At 43.7% G+C, this 18549-nt stretch carries 13 protein-coding genes, 7 tRNA genes, 2 rRNA genes and 2 other annotated features (1 of these 24 running past the window's edge); all 22 genes read left to right on the plus strand.

The window, feature by feature from the left end; translation table 11 throughout:
• Positions 1-1402, plus strand: a 23S ribosomal RNA gene (locus DESMER_RS00580) (it extends 1510 nt beyond the left edge of the window).
• A gap of 102 nt (positions 1403-1504) precedes the next feature.
• Positions 1505-1620 (plus strand): 5S ribosomal RNA (gene rrf, locus DESMER_RS00585).
• Positions 1621-2631: 1011 nt separating this feature from the next.
• The gene (locus DESMER_RS00590; RefSeq protein ID WP_014901131.1) at positions 2632-2952 is read left to right on the plus strand and encodes a hypothetical protein; all 321 of its coding nucleotides are present in this window, start codon (positions 2632-2634) and stop codon (positions 2950-2952) included.
• 380 nt (positions 2953-3332) lie between these two features.
• On the plus strand, positions 3333-4565 hold the full coding sequence (locus DESMER_RS00595; protein ID WP_427846393.1) for a glycosyltransferase family 2 protein: 1233 nt from the start codon (positions 3333-3335) through the stop codon (positions 4563-4565).
• A 310-nt stretch (positions 4566-4875) separates the two neighbouring features.
• Positions 4876-4951: transfer RNA gene (locus tag DESMER_RS00600), tRNA-Val, on the plus strand.
• Between the two features lie 21 nt (positions 4952-4972).
• Positions 4973-5048, plus strand: a tRNA-Asp gene (locus DESMER_RS00605).
• Between the two features lie 43 nt (positions 5049-5091).
• Positions 5092-5167 (plus strand) — tRNA-Phe (locus DESMER_RS00610).
• Position 5168: 1 nt separating this feature from the next.
• Positions 5169-5243: transfer RNA gene (locus DESMER_RS00615), tRNA-Gly, on the plus strand.
• 9 nt (positions 5244-5252) lie between these two features.
• A tRNA-Cys gene (locus tag DESMER_RS00620) sits at positions 5253-5327 on the plus strand.
• Between the two features lie 8 nt (positions 5328-5335).
• Positions 5336-5423, plus strand: a tRNA-Leu gene (locus DESMER_RS00625).
• 3 nt (positions 5424-5426) lie between these two features.
• Positions 5427-5503, plus strand: a tRNA-Val gene (locus DESMER_RS00630).
• A 146-nt stretch (positions 5504-5649) separates the two neighbouring features.
• Positions 5650-7101 (plus strand): aminotransferase class I/II-fold pyridoxal phosphate-dependent enzyme, encoded by a 1452-nt coding sequence (locus DESMER_RS00635; protein ID WP_014901133.1) that lies wholly within the window; start codon positions 5650-5652, stop codon positions 7099-7101.
• Positions 7102-7103: 2 nt separating this feature from the next.
• Positions 7104-7958 carry a polyamine aminopropyltransferase gene (gene speE, locus DESMER_RS00640; RefSeq protein ID WP_014901134.1) on the plus strand — a complete coding sequence of 285 codons (855 nt, stop codon included), beginning with the start codon at positions 7104-7106 and terminating at the stop codon, positions 7956-7958.
• Between the two features lie 312 nt (positions 7959-8270).
• The gene (gene ytxC, locus DESMER_RS00645; protein ID WP_014901135.1) at positions 8271-9143 is read left to right on the plus strand and encodes a putative sporulation protein YtxC; all 873 of its coding nucleotides are present in this window, start codon (positions 8271-8273) and stop codon (positions 9141-9143) included.
• A gap of 95 nt (positions 9144-9238) precedes the next feature.
• Positions 9239-9461, plus strand: a binding site (T-box leader).
• A 182-nt stretch (positions 9462-9643) separates the two neighbouring features.
• Positions 9644-11578, plus strand: a complete 1935-nt coding sequence (gene thrS / locus DESMER_RS00650; protein ID WP_014901136.1) for a threonine--tRNA ligase — start codon at positions 9644-9646, stop codon at positions 11576-11578.
• Between the two features lie 57 nt (positions 11579-11635).
• Positions 11636-11768: a sequence feature (ribosomal protein L20 leader region), on the plus strand.
• Between the two features lie 28 nt (positions 11769-11796).
• Positions 11797-12312, plus strand: a complete 516-nt coding sequence (gene infC, locus DESMER_RS00655) for a translation initiation factor IF-3 (protein ID WP_242831084.1) — start codon at positions 11797-11799, stop codon at positions 12310-12312.
• A gap of 22 nt (positions 12313-12334) precedes the next feature.
• Positions 12335-12532: a 50S ribosomal protein L35 gene (rpmI, locus tag DESMER_RS00660; protein WP_014901138.1), complete on the plus strand. Its 198-nt coding sequence runs from the start codon at positions 12335-12337 to the stop codon at positions 12530-12532.
• A gap of 28 nt (positions 12533-12560) precedes the next feature.
• Entirely contained in the window at positions 12561-12920 is a 360-nt protein-coding gene (gene rplT, locus DESMER_RS00665) for a 50S ribosomal protein L20 (RefSeq protein WP_014901139.1), read from the plus strand.
• A gap of 305 nt (positions 12921-13225) precedes the next feature.
• On the plus strand, positions 13226-14020 hold the full coding sequence (locus DESMER_RS00670; protein ID WP_014901140.1) for a TrmH family RNA methyltransferase: 795 nt from the start codon (positions 13226-13228) through the stop codon (positions 14018-14020).
• A 419-nt stretch (positions 14021-14439) separates the two neighbouring features.
• Positions 14440-15462, plus strand: a complete 1023-nt coding sequence (gene pheS, locus DESMER_RS00675) for a phenylalanine--tRNA ligase subunit alpha (protein ID WP_042333227.1) — start codon at positions 14440-14442, stop codon at positions 15460-15462.
• A gap of 13 nt (positions 15463-15475) precedes the next feature.
• Complete coding sequence (gene pheT / locus DESMER_RS00680) at positions 15476-17881, plus strand: phenylalanine--tRNA ligase subunit beta (RefSeq protein ID WP_014901142.1); 2406 nt, start codon at positions 15476-15478, stop codon at positions 17879-17881.
• A gap of 101 nt (positions 17882-17982) precedes the next feature.
• Positions 17983-18240 carry a cell division protein ZapA gene (locus DESMER_RS00685; protein ID WP_014901143.1) on the plus strand — a complete coding sequence of 86 codons (258 nt, stop codon included), beginning with the start codon at positions 17983-17985 and terminating at the stop codon, positions 18238-18240.
• The last annotated feature ends 309 nt before the right edge of the window (positions 18241-18549 follow it).

Here is an 18549-nt window from a genome sequence, read left to right on the forward strand (position 1 = left end):
CGAGTAGGAGGTAGGGTAGGCAAATCCGCCCTGCGAGACTCTGAGACGTGACGGGGAGCGAAAATTAGTAGCGAAGTAACCGACTCCAAGCTGTCAAGAAAAACCTCTAGTGAGTGACTAGGTGCCCGTACCGTAAACCGACACAGGTAGATGGGGTGAGAATCCTAAGGCGCGCGAGAAAACCCTCGTTAAGGAACTCGGCAAAATAGCCCCGTAACTTCGGGAGAAGGGGCGCTCTTAGCAATAAGAGCCGCAGAGAAATGGTCCAGGCGACTGTTTAACAAAAACACAGGTCCCTGCTAATCCGAAAGGAGATGTATAGGGGCTGACACCTGCCCGGTGCTGGAAGGTTAAGAGGAGAGGTTAGGGGCAACCCGAAGCTTTGAATTGAAGCCCCAGTAAACGGCGGCCGTAACTATAACGGTCCTAAGGTAGCGAAATTCCTTGTCAGGTAAGTTCTGACCCGCACGAAAGGTGTAACGATCTGGACACTGTCTCAACGAGGGACTCGGCGAAATTGTAATACCCGTGAAGATGCGGGTTACCTGCGACAGGACAGAAAGACCCCATGGAGCTTTACTGTAGCTTGACATTGGATTTTGGTATAAAATGTACAGGATAGGTGGGAGACTAAGAAGCTAGGGCGCCAGCCTTGGTGGAGTCAACGGTGGGATACCACTCTTTTTGTACTGAAATTCTAACTAGGTCCCCTGAATCGGGGATTAGGACAGTATCAGGTGGGCAGTTTGACTGGGGCGGTCGCCTCCTAAAGAGTAACGGAGGCGCCCAAAGGTTCCCTCAGCGCGGTTGGAAATCGCGCGAAGAGTGTAAAGGCAAAAGGGAGCTTGACTGCGAGACCTACAAGTCGAGCAGGGACGAAAGTCGGGCTTAGTGATCCGGTGGTACCGAGTGGAAGGGCCATCGCTCAACGGATAAAAGCTACCCTGGGGATAACAGGCTTATCTCCCCCAAGAGTCCATATCGACGGGGAGGTTTGGCACCTCGATGTCGGCTCATCGCATCCTGGGGCTGTAGTAGGTCCCAAGGGTTGGGCTGTTCGCCCATTAAAGCGGTACGTGAGCTGGGTTCAGAACGTCGTGAGACAGTTCGGTCCCTATCCGTCGCAGGCGCAGGAAATTTGAGAGGATCTGTCCCTAGTACGAGAGGACCGGGATGGACGAATCCCTGGTGTACCAGTTGTCTCGCCAGAGGCATAGCTGGGTAGCTATATTCGGAGCGGATAAGCGCTGAAAGCATCTAAGCGCGAAACCGACCTCAAGATGAGATTTCCCACAGCGAAAGCTGGTAAGACCCCTGAAAGATGATCAGGTTGATAGGCCAGGTGTGGAAGCACGGTGACGTGTGGAGCTGACTGGTACTAATCGGTCGAGGGCTTGACCTAAATCGAGACGCTAGGTGAGTGGCTCAAATTCTTAGACAATACTAGATAGACTCTGTGCAGTTTTGAGAGAACAGCAATCGAAAGAAAGCGATATCTCAGACATCTGGTGATTATGCCGGAGGGGTTCCACCCGTTCCCATACCGAACACGGAAGTTAAGACCTCCAGGGCCGATGATACTTGGGGCATAGCCCCTGGGAAAGTAGGTCATCGCCAGGTAACACACAAAGAAAGGCCATCTCTGAATGAGGTGGTCTTTCTTTAGGTTGGTCCTTCCACCTCATCTGGGGGTGTCTTAAATTCGCCGACACGTCGGCAAATTTAGGGAGTCGGATTCCACGATCCACACTGCAGGAGTCTGGGTTACGAGTGGCAGTGTGGAGAAAAGCTCGTCCGCTTTTCGTCACATTGCAGGAGTTTTACGTAATGAGTGTGTGGCGAAAGGCACCCTAGCTATGGGGTATATGAGATTGGGTGGTAGGTTGTTGCCGGGTAATACTCTTCTTCAGCGCCTAGCATGCGTTAAGAGCCTTGTGAGACAAAACGCTTACGAGTCGGGGGCGAAACCCTAAGAAGTTATCTTAACACGAATCAGGTAGTTGTTAATCTTACGATATAATTAAGTGGATTTAACAAGACTTATTAATCATAATTGAATATTAAGGAACCAGGTTGGGACTTGGGTCCAAAACCCCAGGGGCAATTCATTAAAAAAAGCGGTCTTGTTTATTCTGTCTAGAGAAGAAGAGCCGTTTTGCCTTAATCTATATAGAAGTAGAATGTGGGATATATGCAACAAGGACTTACAAAGGTTGGAACAGCTAAATACTCTATCTGGTTCTGCCATTGATTGGACATAACCGTCACTGATATAATAATGGCATAAAAGATTATTATAATGGACTCAATGTATTAGGCAAGAAAACGTCTCCATAGAAGACATATTCTTGCCTAAATTCAGATGGTTTTTAATTACGTCATGATGAGCATTTACAAATTTGATGATAGTTGATCGGAGTGTTTTTCTTTTTCATGTAAACTTGCGTCATAACCAAAACGAAACTTTTGGCCACAATAGGAACAATGAACAAATTTACCATCTTGTGACGGTACTGGCATACTGCCCCACCTCCTTGCCCGCGATTTTACCCAATTTTAAATGTTTTTATACTTTTTCTAAAAAATTGTGGAACATTAGGAATCACTTCATAAAATAATATGAGGTGATGAATGATGTGGCGCAAATGGGCCAGAATGGTTAGCTTGGAAATGGAATGGATGAAAAGGGACATAATACGTCGGTGGCGCTTGGATACTCCTATAGGTGTAATGGGTATACTATTGCTGGTTTCGGTGATTTTGCTTTTTATTGTTATCGGCGGCGGATTTGCTTATATTTTTCGTTTGTTTGTTCCATGGGTCTCTGGCGCACGTGTAGGAGATGTTTATTGGTATTCATTAGGGCTTGGAATAAAAGTAAGCTTTTTGTTATTATTGTTTATTGGTTCACTGGTAATGTTCTTTTTACTTAAAATTAATGAACGGCGCTAATCTTATAAATTTGTTGGAGTCGAAAATACATAAGCGCTAAAAATTGTCTAACAAAATTAGATAAAAGCTCTCACTAATTAGCTATGCATTTCGAAACCTTTACTAATTTGGATGAAGAAAAAGTATGCTGCTTTATACGCATCCATCTATTTCTTTATAAATGCTTTGCATTTTGAGATAATTAGCCCTATCATGGTTCTAAGTATAGCTATACTTAAATAATACTTAATTACATACACTAAGTGGACAAACTGTCTATAATTGTCGTATCTATTATCTTGCATAGGGGCCATTCCTATGTTAAAATTTTATGGGTTAAGAAAGGGGTTGAATCTGTGGATTTATCTGGAATCACGGGCACACAGATTTTTAATGTCATTATGGTGCCAGTTCAAGTTATCATTATATTTTTAACCTTCTATTATTTTGTGCTTTCAATGTTTGGACTTTACAGGAAAAAAGAGATTAAGATACATACGCCAGAGAAGAGTTTTGCGATAGTGGTAGCGGCACATAATGAGGAAGCTGTTATTGGCCCACTAGTTGAGAATTTACTTCAGCTTAACTATCCCCGAGAATTGTACGATATTTTTGTGGTTGCAGACAATTGTACTGATAAGACCTCTTTAATAGCAAAGAACGCCGGAGCTATTGTACATCGTCGCTTCAATACTGAGAAGCGCGGAAAAGGGTACGCCTTAGAGTGGATGTTTTATCGCTTGTTTAAGATGGAACGTCAGTATGACGCAATAGTAATTTTTGATGCAGATAATCTAGTTAAGGAAAACTTTCTATTCGAAATGAATAGCAAGCTTTGCCAAGGGCATAAAATTGTTCAATGCTATCTCGATTCTAAGAATCCATTTGATACTTGGGTTACAAACACATTTTCAATTGCATTTTGGGTAACTAATCGAATGCTGCAGCTAGCCAGATTTAACACAGGTCGCCTTTCAAATGTGTTGGGTGGAACAGGTATGTGCATTTCTACAGACGTTCTGAAAGAATTTGGATGGGGGGCCACCTCCTTAACGGAAGACCTCGAATTCAGTATGAAGGCTCTTTCTCATGGTATTAAGACAACTTGGGCACATGATGCAGTTGTATATGATGAAAAGCCATTAACATTTGTTCAAGCTTGGCATCAGCGGAAACGTTGGGCCCAGGGGCAGGTTGATGTAGCCGGACGTTACTTTTTTCCTCTCATAATCAAGGGTATAAGAGAGAAGAAAATAATGTATTTGGATGCGGCAATTCACCTCTTTCAACCAGCACTTGTAATGATTGCCACCTTTTTCATGTTAACCAATCTGATAGACGCCTTTCAGCCCCAATACACTCATGTGTTCACCTTGGTAATGCCTTGGACAGGGTGGCAAATTTTGTCCGCTTTCCAATACTTATATCCGGTTGCGGCATTAGCTCTTGATCGTCTACCTTGGCGAGCCTATGTGGGGCTTATTCTATATCCAATCTTTATCTATAGTTGGATTCCTATTGTGTTTTTAGGGTTTATAAATCGTAAGGATAAGCAGTGGTCACATACGAAGCATACACGCTCACTCAGTATTGAAGAAGTTGTGGTTAAACAGAAAAAAGTTTCGTCGAATTAACCTCAAGTAGGCTTAATTTAAACATTTGCGTTTGCAACATCGTTTAGTACTGTTAAATTGTTACCTGGAATATAGAAGGAGGTCTGTACAGACCTTCTTCTAGTATTACATGGGTGAATGATTAAGCACGAGCACGGACTAATACAGCCTCATGGAAATATTCCTTTTTTAATTTGGCAAGTAGAGCCAAGTCTTAGTGGAATTTGGTCAAAAGTTATTCGAATTGAAAAGAAAAATTTAATATAAATATTTTTAAAAAAGCCTTTGACACAATGCCGTTTTTTGTGTATACTGATAATCGTCAGTTCTCGGGTGATTAGCTCAGTTGGTAGAGCGCCTGCCTTACAAGCAGGATGTCGGCGGTTCGAGCCCGTCATCGCCCACCAGTATTGATTTGGTTGTAAGATGGCCCCGTGGTGTAGTGGTCAACATGCCTGCCTGTCACGCAGGAGATCGTCGGTTCAAGTCCGATCGGGGTCGCCATATTTTATAACACGATAGTAAAATCTATCAACATCCTCGATTTGCCTCGGTAGCTCAGTCGGTAGAGCAGAGGACTGAAAATCCTCGTGTCGGCGGTTCGATTCCGTCCTGAGGCACCATGCGGGTGTAACTCAGTGGTAGAGTGTCACCTTGCCAAGGTGAAAGTCGCGAGTTCGAATCTCGTCACCCGCTCCAATAACCAATGGCGGCATAGCCAAGTGGTAAGGCAGAGGTCTGCAAAACCTCTATTCCTCAGTTCAAATCTGAGTGCCGCCTCCAATTCATTTGCCGATGTGGCGTAACTGGCAGACGCACGGGACTTAAAATCCCGCGGACTTAACATCCGTACCGGTTCGATTCCGGTCATCGGCACCATATGGGTTTGTAGCTCAGCTGGTTAGAGTACCGCGTTGACATCGCGGGGGTCGGAGGTTCGAGTCCTCTCAAACCCACCATATGAAACTAAGGTTTATAATCACATAGACCTATCTGTCAAGAAAAAGAGCATTACATTACTCATTGATTTAGGTCAATGGGTAATTTTATTTTGCAACTCTAGATTATTAGCTAATCAACATGGTCAAGGAAAGAAGGTGGTTTTATGCATTCACATCAACAAAGCAAGGCACCTATTTATGAGGCTTTGCTAAAGTACAAATCAATGCGTGTAGTACCATTTGACGTACCGGGACATAAGCAAGGCAAAGGAAACCCGGAGCTTACAGAGTTTTTGGGGGAGAAATGTCTTTCGGTAGATGTTAATTCCATGAAACCGCTGGATAACCTTGTCCATCCAGTCTCAGTTATTAAAGAAGCTGAGGAGCTTGCGGCGGATGCTTTCGGTGCTCATCATGCCTTCTTCATGGTTAATGGTACCACATCGGCGGTTCAAGCAATGATTATGAGTGTCTGCAAACAGGGCGATAAAGTAATTATGCCGCGGAATGTCCACAGAAGTGCTATCAATGCTCTTATCATTAGTGGAGCTATTCCCGTTTATGTAAACCCTGGCGTTAATAAAAAGCTGGGAATCCCCTTGGGTATGTCAATTAACGATGTTCAAAAAGCCATTGCGGAGCATCCGGATGCGAAAGCAATCTTTATAAATAACCCAACCTACTACGGAATTTGCTCTGATCTGAAGACCATAACAGAACTTGCTCATCGCCACAATATGTATGTTTTAGTCGATGAAGCCCATGGTTCACACTTCTACTTCGGAGATAACTTGCCAATCAGTGCTATGGCAGCCGGAGCTGATATGGCAGCAGTTAGTATGCACAAAACAGGCGGATCCCTGACCCAAAGTTCTTTTTTGTTAAAAGGAGAGCGTCTGAACACGGGTCATGTACGACAAACGATTAATTTAACTCAAACCACCAGCGGTTCATATCTGCTGCTTTCTTCATTGGATATTTCCAGAAGGAACTTAGCCCTAGGCGGTAAGAGTATCTTCGAAAAGGCCTCTGCTCTTGCTCATTATGCCCGGGAGGAAATTAATAAAATTGGCGGCTACTACGCTTTTTCTACGGAACTAATTAATGGGGATTCGGTATACGACTTTGACCATACCAAGCTTTCTGTCCATACCCGCGAGATAGGTCTGGCCGGAATCGAAGTTTACGACATTTTGCGCGACGATTATGGAATTCAAATTGAGTTGGGTGATATCGGAAACATTCTTGCCATAATTTCTGTTGGTGACCGTGCCCTGGCCTTGGAGCGTCTAGTTTCATCATTATCCGAAATAAAAAGATTATATACAAAAGATAAATCGGGAATGCTTGATCATGAGTATATTAATCCGGAGGTTGTGATGGCACCGCAGAAAGCCTTCTACTCCAACCAACGTTCTGTAGCTATTGAAGACAGTACAGGCTATATAAGCGGCGAGTTTGTCATGTGTTATCCCCCAGGTATTCCGATTTTAGCGCCTGGGGAACGGATAACTGAGGAAATCATCGATTATATCGCTTATGCAAAGTCTAAAGGCAGTTCCCTGACAGGCACGGAAGACATGTCCATTGAAAATATTAGAGTACTGGAGGAATAGCAATGGAATTATGGTATACCGAACAACACACGGAAAATGTCCGTTTTTCGATAAAGGTAGATAAGTGTCTCTATACAGACCAAAGTGAGTTTCAGAGAATCGATGTCTTCCACTCTATGGAGTTTGGCAATTTCTTTACCCTTGACGGATTGATGATGGTTACGGAAAAAGATGAGTTTATTTATCATGATATGATCGTCCATGTTCCGATGGCAACCAATCTTAATATAAAAAATGTTTTAGTCATTGGGGCAGGAGACGGCGGAACAGTCAGAGAACTCACTCGCTACAATACCATTGAAAAAATTGATATGGTAGAAATCGATAAAATGGTGGTAGATGTCTGCAGAAAATATTTTCCCCAGACGGCCTGTAAGCTGGATGACCCAAGAGTACAGCTTTATTTTGAGGACGGACTGAAATTTGTTCGGTCTAAGGAAAACTCTTATGACCTAATTATTGTTGATTCAACGGATCCTTTTGGTCCGGGGGAAGGGCTGTTCACTAAAGAATTCTATGGGAACTGCTATAAGGCGTTGAAGGAAGATGGTATTCTGGTTAACCAACATGAAAGTCCCTATTATCAGGAGTATGCCAAATCCATGCAGAGAGCCCATAAACGTATTAGCGAGCTTTTCCCGGTTTGCAGAGTTTATCAAGCCCATATTCCAAGTTACCCGTCAGGGCATTGGCTGTTTGGCTTTGCTTCTAAAACCTATGATCCCTTAATTGACATAGATCAGCAAGCATGGAACAGCCTCGGACTTACGACAAAGTATTACAACACTGAAATTCACAAAGGTTGTTTTGCCCTGCCAAACTATGTCCTAGAATTACTGGCTAACGCCGGTGAGTGAAAAAAATAAAACTTGTTATTTTTTCTAGAGATGATAGCTGTCAGTGAGACGATGATAGCTGTCAGTGAGACGTAGTAATTATAAATAGTCTATTTTCGATAACGCGTAACGGGGACGATCCTTTTGAAACATAATTGTTTTAAAGGATCGTCCCCGTTTATAATATTTGTCTTAAAGATAGAATCAAAATTTGAATTTATGGAAATATTAAGGAATGTCCAATGTATTTTTAAAAATTAAAAGTACTAATAGATTGGCCCAACCGAAATATGGCTTGAGTAAGGTCATATACTCTACTATGGAGGGGTGCCAGTGGAACATTCCGTACAATTAGGAACTCAATATTATCGGGAGAGTATCTGTGCACGTTTACAAGAGCTGCAAGACCAAGAAGAACTCCCTTTTCAAATTATAGAGCATCAACAAGGGAAACGCTGGGTGATTGAGTGTCAATTCCAAGACTCTTCATTAGACACCATGGAAAATGAAGAGATGGTTCAGAAAATCCACCGCTATTATTTAGCGAATGCTTTGGCCGAGACAATCTTACTGCATTGGGAAAAAGACCATGTTGTAAAGATTCTTAAGAAACGGCCTGACTTAAAACAAGATAATTGGAAAATGCTTTTGAATAAGGCTCTTAACTATTTAAATAAGGGACTGGGTCAAGTTCGAGGGAATAGGGTTAACCGCAAAACAAGCCTGGTCACCCAGATTTTAAATTGTTTAGATGATAGTTCAGTATTCGATATTGAAGGCTTTCTGCGTTTTCGAGCCAGCGACTATAAGAATGAAGTCAATAAAGCAGTTGAGTTTGCTATAGAGGAATACATTGTCGAAAGAGAATACATTGAGTTTATTGAACTACTTAAGCATTTCGTAGATAGTCAAAAGCCACGGCTTGAGTGTTTACATGTTGGCATGACACCCCAGGGAAAATTTCATCTCTATAATGATGAGGGGGTCAAAGTAACTCATCAATTCCTTGAAGATTACCAACTAGACAATATTCACGAGTTAGGGTACGAAGATTTATTAGTAAGTGCTTTAATTGCTGTGGCACCGCGGGAAATCACCTTACATATTCGGTATGAGGGATATAAAGACACTTTAGAGACAATTCGTAAAGTCTTTGGGGATCGTGTTCACGACTGTCAAGGTTGTGCCTTGTGTGAAAAGTTTTGACAGATAAGAAAGATCTTTGTTATAATGAGTAATATTCCTTAATTCTTGGAGTTAGGAATGTCAGATAAATGAAACCTCATATTTTAAAAATACACTTTAAATCATTGATGGGGAGAGTATCCTAGAACCCTATCGTGCCAGAGAGGGAATGCCAAAGGCTGAAAGCATTTCTCGCGATCGTATAGGAGAAGACCACCCTTGAGTGTTGGGCTGAAATAAGTAAGCTTAGCCGTTTCCCGCGTTAAGGGATCGAGCGAAAGGGTCTAAATGAGCCTTTTCAATTGGGTGGAACCACGGGAGTAAACTCTCGTCCCTACTAGTAGGGACGAGAGTTTTTGTTTTACCAAGCAGAAGCCCAAACTTGTATTTAAAAAGCGCACCTAAGTTGAGACCTTCGGCAGGAGTTTGTGTGACAAGAGTTCTTTACTTGCTAGAGATTTTAAAGCATCTACTGGTAAAAAGATATCCAAAATTTTAAACTAAGGTAAGGAGTGATTTCGATGATTAAGATTACTTTAAAAGATGGCTCAGTACGAGAGGTTGAACAAGGAACGACCATTGCAGAGCTGGCAGCTTCTATATCTCGAGGATTGGCCAAGGTAGCTGTAGCGGGCAAAGTTAACGACAAAATGAAGGATCTTTCTTGCCAGCTTACTGAAGATGCGGCTGTTGAGATCGTAACCATAGACAGCGATGAAGGACTTGACGTATTAAGACACTCCACGGCGCACTTGATGGCCGAAGCTGTAGCTAATTTATTTCCGGGCACAAAGTTCGGAATAGGGCCCTCAATTGCTAAAGGTTACTACTATGACTTCGATTCGGAACATGTCTTTACTCCGGAAGATTTAGCAAGCATTGAGAAAGAAATGAGCCGTCTGGTCAAGGAAAAGAACGAATATAAACGCCGAGAAGTCACTCGAGAAGAGGCTCTAAGTCATTTTGGAGCGTTAGGGGAAAAATACAAGGTTGAGCTAATTGAAGGACTTCCTGAAGATGCCACGATTTCAATGTACACTCAAGGAAATTTTACTGACCTTTGCGCGGGACCTCATCTACCTTCAACGGCCAATATTAAAGCCTTTAAACTTATGAGTCTAGCCGGTGCATATTGGCGCGGGAGCGAAAAGAATAAGATGCTTCAACGTATTTACGGAACAGCATTTGCAAAACCTGCAGATCTCGAAGAGCACTTATTCAAATTAGAAGAAGCAAAACGGCGTGATCATCGCAAACTAGGTTTAGAGCTCGATCTCTTTAGCTTACACGAAGAGGGCCCAGGATTCCCGTTTTTTCATCCTAAAGGTATGATCTTGCGCAATGAGCTGGAGGATTTTTGGAGAAAAGAACACCGCAGACGGGGATATCAAGAAATTAAAACTCCGATTATCTTGAATCGATCAATGTGGGAACAATCCGGTCACTGGGATCACTACAAAGAGAATATGTATTTTACAGAAATAGATGATCAGGATTTCGCAGTAAAGCCAATGAACTGCCCCGGTGGTATGATCATGTATAAAACAAAGATGCACAGTTATCGTGACCTGCCCCTTCGGGTCGGCGAGCTGGGCCTCGTGCATCGGCATGAGCTTTCAGGTGCCCTGCATGGATTATTAAGGGTTCGCAATTTCACGCAAGATGATGCCCACATCTTTATGCTGCCGTCCCAGATTAAGGAAGAACTAATTGGAGTTATTGAACTAGTAGATTATTTCTATAAAGTTTTTGGCTTTGATTATCATGTTGAATTATCCACACGCCCGGAAGATTCCATGGGTTCAGATGAGGATTGGGAAACTGCCACCAGATCTCTTCAGGAGGCCTTAGAAGAGAAAGGGATAGAGTATAAAGTTAATCCTGGTGACGGAGCCTTTTATGGCCCTAAAATCGATTTTCATGTAGAGGATTGCCTGGATCGAACCTGGCAATGTGGTACGATTCAACTTGACTTCCAAATGCCTGAGAAATTCGATTTATCCTATATTGGTGAAGATGGACAAAAGCATCGACCGGTAATGATTCATCGGGTCGTATACGGAAGTATCGAACGCTTTATTGCCCTTCTGACCGAGCATTATGCAGGGGCTTTTCCCGTTTGGCTGGCACCGGTTCAAGTACGTATCCTGCCGATCAGCGAACGTCATCATGAGTATGCTAAATCTCTGGCATCTCGTCTTAATGATCTCGACATCAGAGTTGAAACAGATGAGCGCAAGGAAAAAATCAGTTATAAAATTCGAGAGGCCCAAACGGAAAAAATTCCATTTACTCTTGTCGTGGGAGATCAGGAAGCCGAGTCTAACATGGCGGCTGTTCGTAGGTATGGTCAGGGAGACGCAGGGGAAAAAATGTCCGTAGATGCTTTCATTACGCTTGTACAAGAAGAAATCGCCAGCAAGAAAGCTTTGAAGGCAACCAGTAAAGAAAAGTAGAATTACGTTTGTTTGATAAGGCAATTGACAATGTAATTGTTTTGATGTAAGATATACGATGTCAAGCAGAAGCCATCCGCTTCTCACCTTACGGCATTTGTCGGTAAGGTATCTTCTGGTCCTGAGCTTAATGTTTGCTTTGTGATTGTTTAGAAGACGGGTGGTTAGCCATCCGTCTTTTTGTTTTTTGAATTTAAATTTTTAGGAGGTGGTCTCTTATTAGCAAGGACTTAAGAATTAATGACGAAATCCGGGTAAGGGATGTTCGTCTCGTCGGTGAAGAGGGAGAGCAACTCGGGATTATGACGTCCAGAGATGCCCTGAGCCTGGCGATCGAGAAATCGTTAGATCTCGTAGAGATTGCACCGACGGCTAAGCCCCCGGTATGCAAATTAATGGACTACGGCAAGTATAAGTATGAACAGGCTAAACGAGATAAAGAAGCTCGTAAGAAGCAAAAGAGCATGGAAATTAAAGAAGTCAAACTGCGTCCGAATATTGAGGACCATGACTTTGAGACCAAAGCCCGTAACGCCCAACGTTTTCTTCAAGACGGGGATAAAGTAAAAGTGACCATAATGTTCCGCGGACGTGAAGTCACTCATCCTGAGCTTGGTAGAGCCCTATGTATAAGACTGGCCGAGTTTTGCAAAGCCGAGTCTACCGTAGAACGCGAACCAAAACTTGAAGGTCGAAATATGATCATGATTCTAGCTTCTATTAAACACGATTAATGCAAAAGGGGGATAAAACACAATGCCTAAAATGAAAACACATCGCGGCGCAGCAAAGCGCTTTAAGAAAACAGGAACCGGTAAAATTGTCCGCATGCATGCATTCACCAGTCATATTTTAGAGAAAAAATCACCTAAGAGAAAGCGTAATTTACGTAAATCAACCGTAATGCATAAGACCGATGCAAAACGGATTGCTAATTTAATTGTCTATCTATAAAAACTTGAGGTAAAAGGAGGTCTTCGAAATGGCTCGTGTAAAAAAAGGCATAACTAAGCATAAACGCCACAAAAAGATATTAAAGCTAGCAAAAGGATATCGTGGAGGAAAGAGCAAACTCTATCGTCCGGCGAATGAACAAGTCTTAAAGTCATTAGCATATTCTTATGCTCACAGAAAAGATAATAAAGGCAACTTCCGTAAACTTTGGATTGCCAGAATTAACGCAGCTGCCCGTATCAATGGTTTATCCTACAGTCGTATGATGAACGGATTGAAACTGGCTGGAGTTTCCGTTAATCGCAAAATGTTAGCAGAACTCGCAATCAGTGATGCTGCAGCGTTTACCGAAATTGTCAATGTTGCGAAAGCACAAATTAAAGCGTAAGTTTAGGAGGATGCAAAGCATCCTCTTTTTCTTCATACTATCAGAAAGTATAAACTTACGTTATATACTGCAAGAAGTCTTAATTCGTGCGAAGACAGTGTCTTCGGGTGCCAGCCAAGTTTTCTTTATACACTGATAACGCTGAAAGTCTTGGTTTAACCTGCAGATTAGCCAAATACTGGTGTATCCGGTAGGTATTCAGGTTATTCTCTCTAGTTTAAAAGGTGTCGGACGCAGTTGAAGCCGTACTTTAATTTCGCAAATCAGGCTAAAGCTGAACAAATTTGTACGGAGGTGGGCAAAGAGTGATTGAGTCATTACAAAATGAGCAGGTTAAGTATGTTGCCTCTTTACAAAGGCGTAAAGCTCGTGAGGAGTCAAAGGCCTATGTTATTGAAGGATGGCGATTTGTCGAAGAGGGAGTGCGCAGAAACGCGCCGCTTATTAAGGTCTATGTTTGCTTAGACTGTGAAGGGTTAGAATGGCGGTATATTCGGACAAAGCTAGTGGAGCGGGGGATTCCTTACGAGGAAGTAGATCCTCGTGTCCTGCGGAAGATGAGCGCTACAGAGGAACCTCAAGGGATTTTAGCCCTAGTACGCCAAACAGCTTATTCGTGGTCAGATTTACATATTGATTCCAAGACAGTGGTTCTGGTTGTGGATGGCATTCAAGATCCCGGTAATTTGGGAACCATTTTACGCACAGCGTTAGCTGCCGGAGTCAGCAATGTTTGCTTGACTCCCGGGACTGTTGATTTATATAATCCTAAGGTCTTAAGAAGTACCATGGGGGCAATTTTTTCGTTAGTTCTCCTGCCCGGTCAACCGCCGGAAGATATTCTTAGCTTTTGCCGGGATAAGAAGCTTAATGTTTTAATGGGTGATGTGCAAGGGACTCCCATTTATCAGGCAAAGCTAGCCGAGGGCCCCTTGGCACTTATTGTGGGGAACGAGGGTAAAGGTCCGTCTCAGTCCTTTCGCGAGGCAGATATTCAGCGGATCACTATTCCAATGACCCAAGAAGTGGAGTCCCTAAATGTCGCTATGGCCACAGGGATCTTGCTTTATGAAATTGTTCGTCAAAGGGGATTCTTGTAAAACGACGAAGGAATATGCTATAATCTCTCTAAACATTGATAAGTGCTTATAGAATGCTTCATTAGGTTGATTCCGGTATAGTTGAGAATTATTATGAGTCCTAAAATTATATAGGCAGTTGTGTGAAAACGATGATCAGGTTAAAAGGCTATTTTCTTTACAGGGAAGCAGGGTCAAGATTGAGAACCGGCTAGGAAGATATCCTCCTCGGGTTTTTTTGAGGTTTAATTTCCCCTGTGAGTGGTCTATTGATTAGTAGGTAGACCCGGTATCCACCGTTAACTGGAACTTAAGTGTGGTTGAATATAACCAAACTAGGGTGGTACCGCGAGAGCAGACTCTCGTCCCTTTTTGAGGGGCGGGCGTTTTTTTTATGTTTGCAGCCTATATCTATATGGATTTTGGAAAGGGTGATTTACTTGAAGAGTGAAATACTGCGCATTAAAGAAGAGGCCTTAAAAAACCTTAGGGAGTTGGAGAGCACTGAAGCTCTCCAGGAGCTGAAAGTCAAAATCTTAGGAAAAAAAGGCTCCCTAACCGCTATGCTTCGTCAGATGGGAAGCTTAAGTCCTGAAGAAAGGCCTATTATGGGCCAAGTAGTCAATGAGGTGCGTACTCGTCTAGAACAGGCCTGGGAAGAACGAAGTGCAGAACTGGATGCAATGGCCCTGCAAAGGAGATTGGCAACGGAACGTATTGATATTACCTTGCCGGGGACTCGTATCTCCAGAGGACATATCCACCCTCTCACCCAGGTTATCGAAGAGATTGAAGATATCTTTTTAGGTATGGGTTTTCAGATTGCCGAAGGACCGGAAATTGAGTCAGACTACTATAATTTTGAAGCCCTTAATCTTCCTAAGGAACATCCCGCTCGTGAGATGCAAGACTCCTTCTATATAACCGAAGAGATTTTACTGCGAACTCAGACCTCTCCGGTTCAGGTTCGAACTATGGAGAAACTCCATCCTCAGCTTCCTGTGAAAATTATTGCTCCGGGAAAAGTCTATCGTAACGATGATGATGCTACCCATTCCCCTATGTTTCACCAGGTTGAAGGGCTGGTAGTTGACCAAGGCATCCGGATGTCTGATCTTAAGGGGATTCTCTTAAACTTTTCCCGGGAGATGTTCGGCGAGTCCAGAGAAATTCGTTTAAGGCCAAGTTTTTTCCCGTTCACTGAGCCAAGTGCAGAGGTAGATGTGTCCTGTATGCTCTGTGGAGGGTCAGGATGCCGGCTTTGCAAGGGAACGGGATGGATAGAGATTTTAGGTTCGGGGATGGTTCATCCAAAGGTTTTAGAGATGGGCGGATATAATCCCCAGGCAGTCACCGGATTTGCTTTCGGTATGGGTGTAGAGCGAATTGCAATTCTAAAGTATGGAATTGAAGATATGAGACTCTTATTTGATAACGATTTACGATTCTTGCAGCAGTTTTAAGGGGGAAAGGTTCATGAAAGTCAGTTTAGAATGGTTGCGCGAACTTGTGGATATAGACCAGAGTGCAGTAGAGTTGGCGGAGACCCTAACCCGCGGCGGGATAGAAGTTGAAGATGTGGAAGACCTGAATAAAGGCTTCGAAAAAGTAGTCATTGGTGAGATCCTTAGTTTAACAAAGCATCCCGATGCAGATCGCTTGTTAGTTTGTGCAGTAAACGTTGGTCATGAGGAAGTAACCATCGTGACCGGTGCTCAGAATTTGTTGACCGGAGACAGGATTCCGGTTGCCTTAATAGGAGCAAACTTGCCGAATGGGCTTTCGATTAAAAAATCCAAACTCAGAGGGGTTGTCTCCCTGGGCATGCTATGTTCCCGGGAAGAGCTGCTCCTTGATGACACAGTAGGACTGGATCGCAGTTCGGATGGAATCCTTATTTTGCCGGCCACTGCTCCCATTGGGGAGAGTTTCGGTCACTATTTAGGGCTGGATAACAGCGTCTTAGATTTAGAGCTTTATCCAAATCGCCCGGATTGCTTAGCTATGGTCAATGTAGCTCGTGAAGTAGCCTCTCTTACTCAGAAAAAACCTCATTTACCAAAGTGGGCAGATCAAGGCCAAGTCCTTTCCTTACCTGTAGCAACAGATCTGCGAATTATCATCGAAGATCAAGATTTATGCTGGCGGTATGCGGGCTTAATGGTTGAGGATGTCCATATTGAACCATCACCCGAATGGATGCAGCGCAGACTCAAGGCTGCCGGTGTTCGGCCCATTAACAACATAGTAGATATTACTAATTATGTAATGATGGAGATGGGTCAACCATTACACGCCTTTGATCGCGAGAAAATTAAGGGAAATGTTCATGTAAGAGTCGCACAACCCGAAGAAAAAATTATTACCCTGGATAATGTGGAGCGTACCTTAAACCCCCACACCTTAATTATTGCCGATGACACTCAACCCTTAGCTGTGGCTGGAGTAATGGGCGGTTTAGACAGTGAAGTGACGGGGACGACAAAAAGCTTAATGATTGAATCTGCCCACTTCTCCTCCGTTAGTGTCCGTCGCACAAGCCGCCGCTTAGGCCTTAGATCTGAGGCGTCTAACCGTTTTGAAAAGGGCATCGATGTCTCTGGAATCGTTGCCGCTCTGGGACGAGTATGTGATTTGCTCCAAGACTTAGGGGCGGGGCGACCGGTGGCCTTTGTGGATGAAGTCAAGCACATCCCACCTCGTCGGCAAGTTGCTTTATCCACGGAACGTACCTCTACAGTCCTGGGAATTGAGCTTGCAGTTTCTGAAATTCACCAAGTACTTGAGGATTTAAACTTTGAGTATCAAGAAAATGATGGTTTATTTCAGGTTGAAATTCCGACCTATCGTTCAGATATAGAGATTGAAGAAGATCTTATGGAAGAAGTAGCTCGTCTGATTGGTTACGACCGGATTCCAACTACTTTGCCTCAAGGGGATCAAACTCAGGGCAGGAGAACCCCTGAGCAAGAGTTCCGTCGGCGGATGCGAAAAGTATTGGCCCAGTCCGGGTTGGATGAAGTACTAACTTATACCTTCACTCGTGCAGAAGCAGATGCTCAATGGGGCAGTGCAAAGCATTCTATTCCCTTACTCAATCCCTTAAGAGAAGAACTTGGGGTAATGCGTACTTCCCTAATCCCAGGCCTGCTGGATGTGGCCGCTCGGAACGTGGCACGTCGTAACACGGATGTAAGTATTTTCGAGATAGGAAATACCTACTGGGGGGATGAACAGCCACTGAAGAAGCTCCCCAAGGAAGAATTGCGTGTAGCCGCTGTTGCCGTGGGGAAGAGCGACCGACATTGGTTCAGTCAGTCCAGTAGCTATGATTTTTATTATCTTAAAGGCATCATGGAAGCAGTGGCCCACGAATTCGGGCTTAAACTGGAATATCGCCTGGCTGAGAATCAATCCTTATTGCATCCCGGACGTTCCGCAGATATCTACTTACAGAATGAGTTTGTTGGCTTCTTAGGGGAAATTCATCCTTCCTTAGAAAAGGAGTGGGGACTTGAACGAGCAGTTATATTCGAATTAGAAATGGAGCCCTTGTTCAAGAAAACCAGACAAACCGTGCGAGCTCATTCCATTCCCCGTTTCCCAGCCATACAGAGAGATTTAGCGGTTGTTGTGGGAGTTGAGACGTCAGCCGAAGCGGTCATGTCAAAAATCCGCAAACTCGGTGGAAATTTGCTGCAGCATGTAGAAATATTTGATGTCTATACTGGGAAACCTATAGCAGAGGGTCAAAAGAGTTTAGCCTTCACCCTGCGCTATCAGTCCTTAGAACGTACCTTAACTGATGAAGAAGTAAGTCTACTGAATTCGCGTATTTTAGAGGGAATTCAGCAGGATTTTGGAGCGGAACGGCGAAAATAGAAAATAAACAGCTTAAACAGCTTAAACAGCTCATAGACGGCAAAGTGTCTCTGCAGTAAGGATAGCAAGAAGGGACGCGTACAAGAGAGCGAGGGGAAATCGTGGCACAGGAACCGGTTAAGATAACCGTTGAGATTTTTGGAGAAAAACATGTAGTCCGCGGTGAGGGAACAGCATCCTATATCCAAGGCTTAGCGCATGAAGTAGATAAGAAGATGCGTCTGATCGCTCAACGGTTGCCTCGCTTGAGTGTTCACCAGACTGCGGTCTTAACTGCGCTGAATTTTGCTGATGAACTTGCTAAGCTTAAAGAAGAGCAAGAAACTTTAATGCAGCTGCTTGGGGAGAAGACAGAGTAGCTTGTTCTGGCCGCACTGTAGCACCATTAGGATAAAAATAGGGTCGCTCGGGGCAGGGCGGCTTCGCCCACATCCGATCACTCAGCATTCCGAGGCTGGCCTACTCGCTTGGGCGGGAGCTCCGCCAAACCTCTGGGTAGTACCTGAGGTGAACCACTGGCGGCTCTTCCCACCCAAGCTTTGTAGGCTTTATCGCCTCTCCATGCAATGGGTTCACTCCTGTGGATCGAAGCCGCCCTGTGTCTTTCGGGTCTATTATTCAAGTATGTTTTGGGGCTTTTTTCAGACTAGTCTTTCATACTGCTATGT

This window comes from Desulfosporosinus meridiei DSM 13257 (assembly GCF_000231385.2).
In the GTDB taxonomy this organism is placed as follows: domain Bacteria; phylum Bacillota; class Desulfitobacteriia; order Desulfitobacteriales; family Desulfitobacteriaceae; genus Desulfosporosinus; species Desulfosporosinus meridiei.

Bases quoted from the DNA above. Each gene is read 5' to 3' on its own strand.
- DESMER_RS00590 (WP_014901131.1), top strand. From the start codon at position 2,632: ATGATGTGGCGCAAATGGGCCAGAATGGTTAGCTTGGAAATGGAATGG.
- DESMER_RS00595 (WP_427846393.1), top strand. From the start codon at position 3,333: ATGGTGCCAGTTCAAGTTATCATTATATTTTTAACCTTCTATTATTTT.
- DESMER_RS00635 (WP_014901133.1), top strand. From the start codon at position 5,650: ATGCATTCACATCAACAAAGCAAGGCACCTATTTATGAGGCTTTGCTA.
- speE (WP_014901134.1), top strand. From the start codon at position 7,104: ATGGAATTATGGTATACCGAACAACACACGGAAAATGTCCGTTTTTCG.
- thrS (WP_014901136.1), top strand. From the start codon at position 9,644: ATGATTAAGATTACTTTAAAAGATGGCTCAGTACGAGAGGTTGAACAA.
- rpmI (WP_014901138.1), top strand. From the start codon at position 12,335: ATGCCTAAAATGAAAACACATCGCGGCGCAGCAAAGCGCTTTAAGAAA.
- rplT (WP_014901139.1), top strand. From the start codon at position 12,561: ATGGCTCGTGTAAAAAAAGGCATAACTAAGCATAAACGCCACAAAAAG.
- pheT (WP_014901142.1), top strand. From the start codon at position 15,476: ATGAAAGTCAGTTTAGAATGGTTGCGCGAACTTGTGGATATAGACCAG.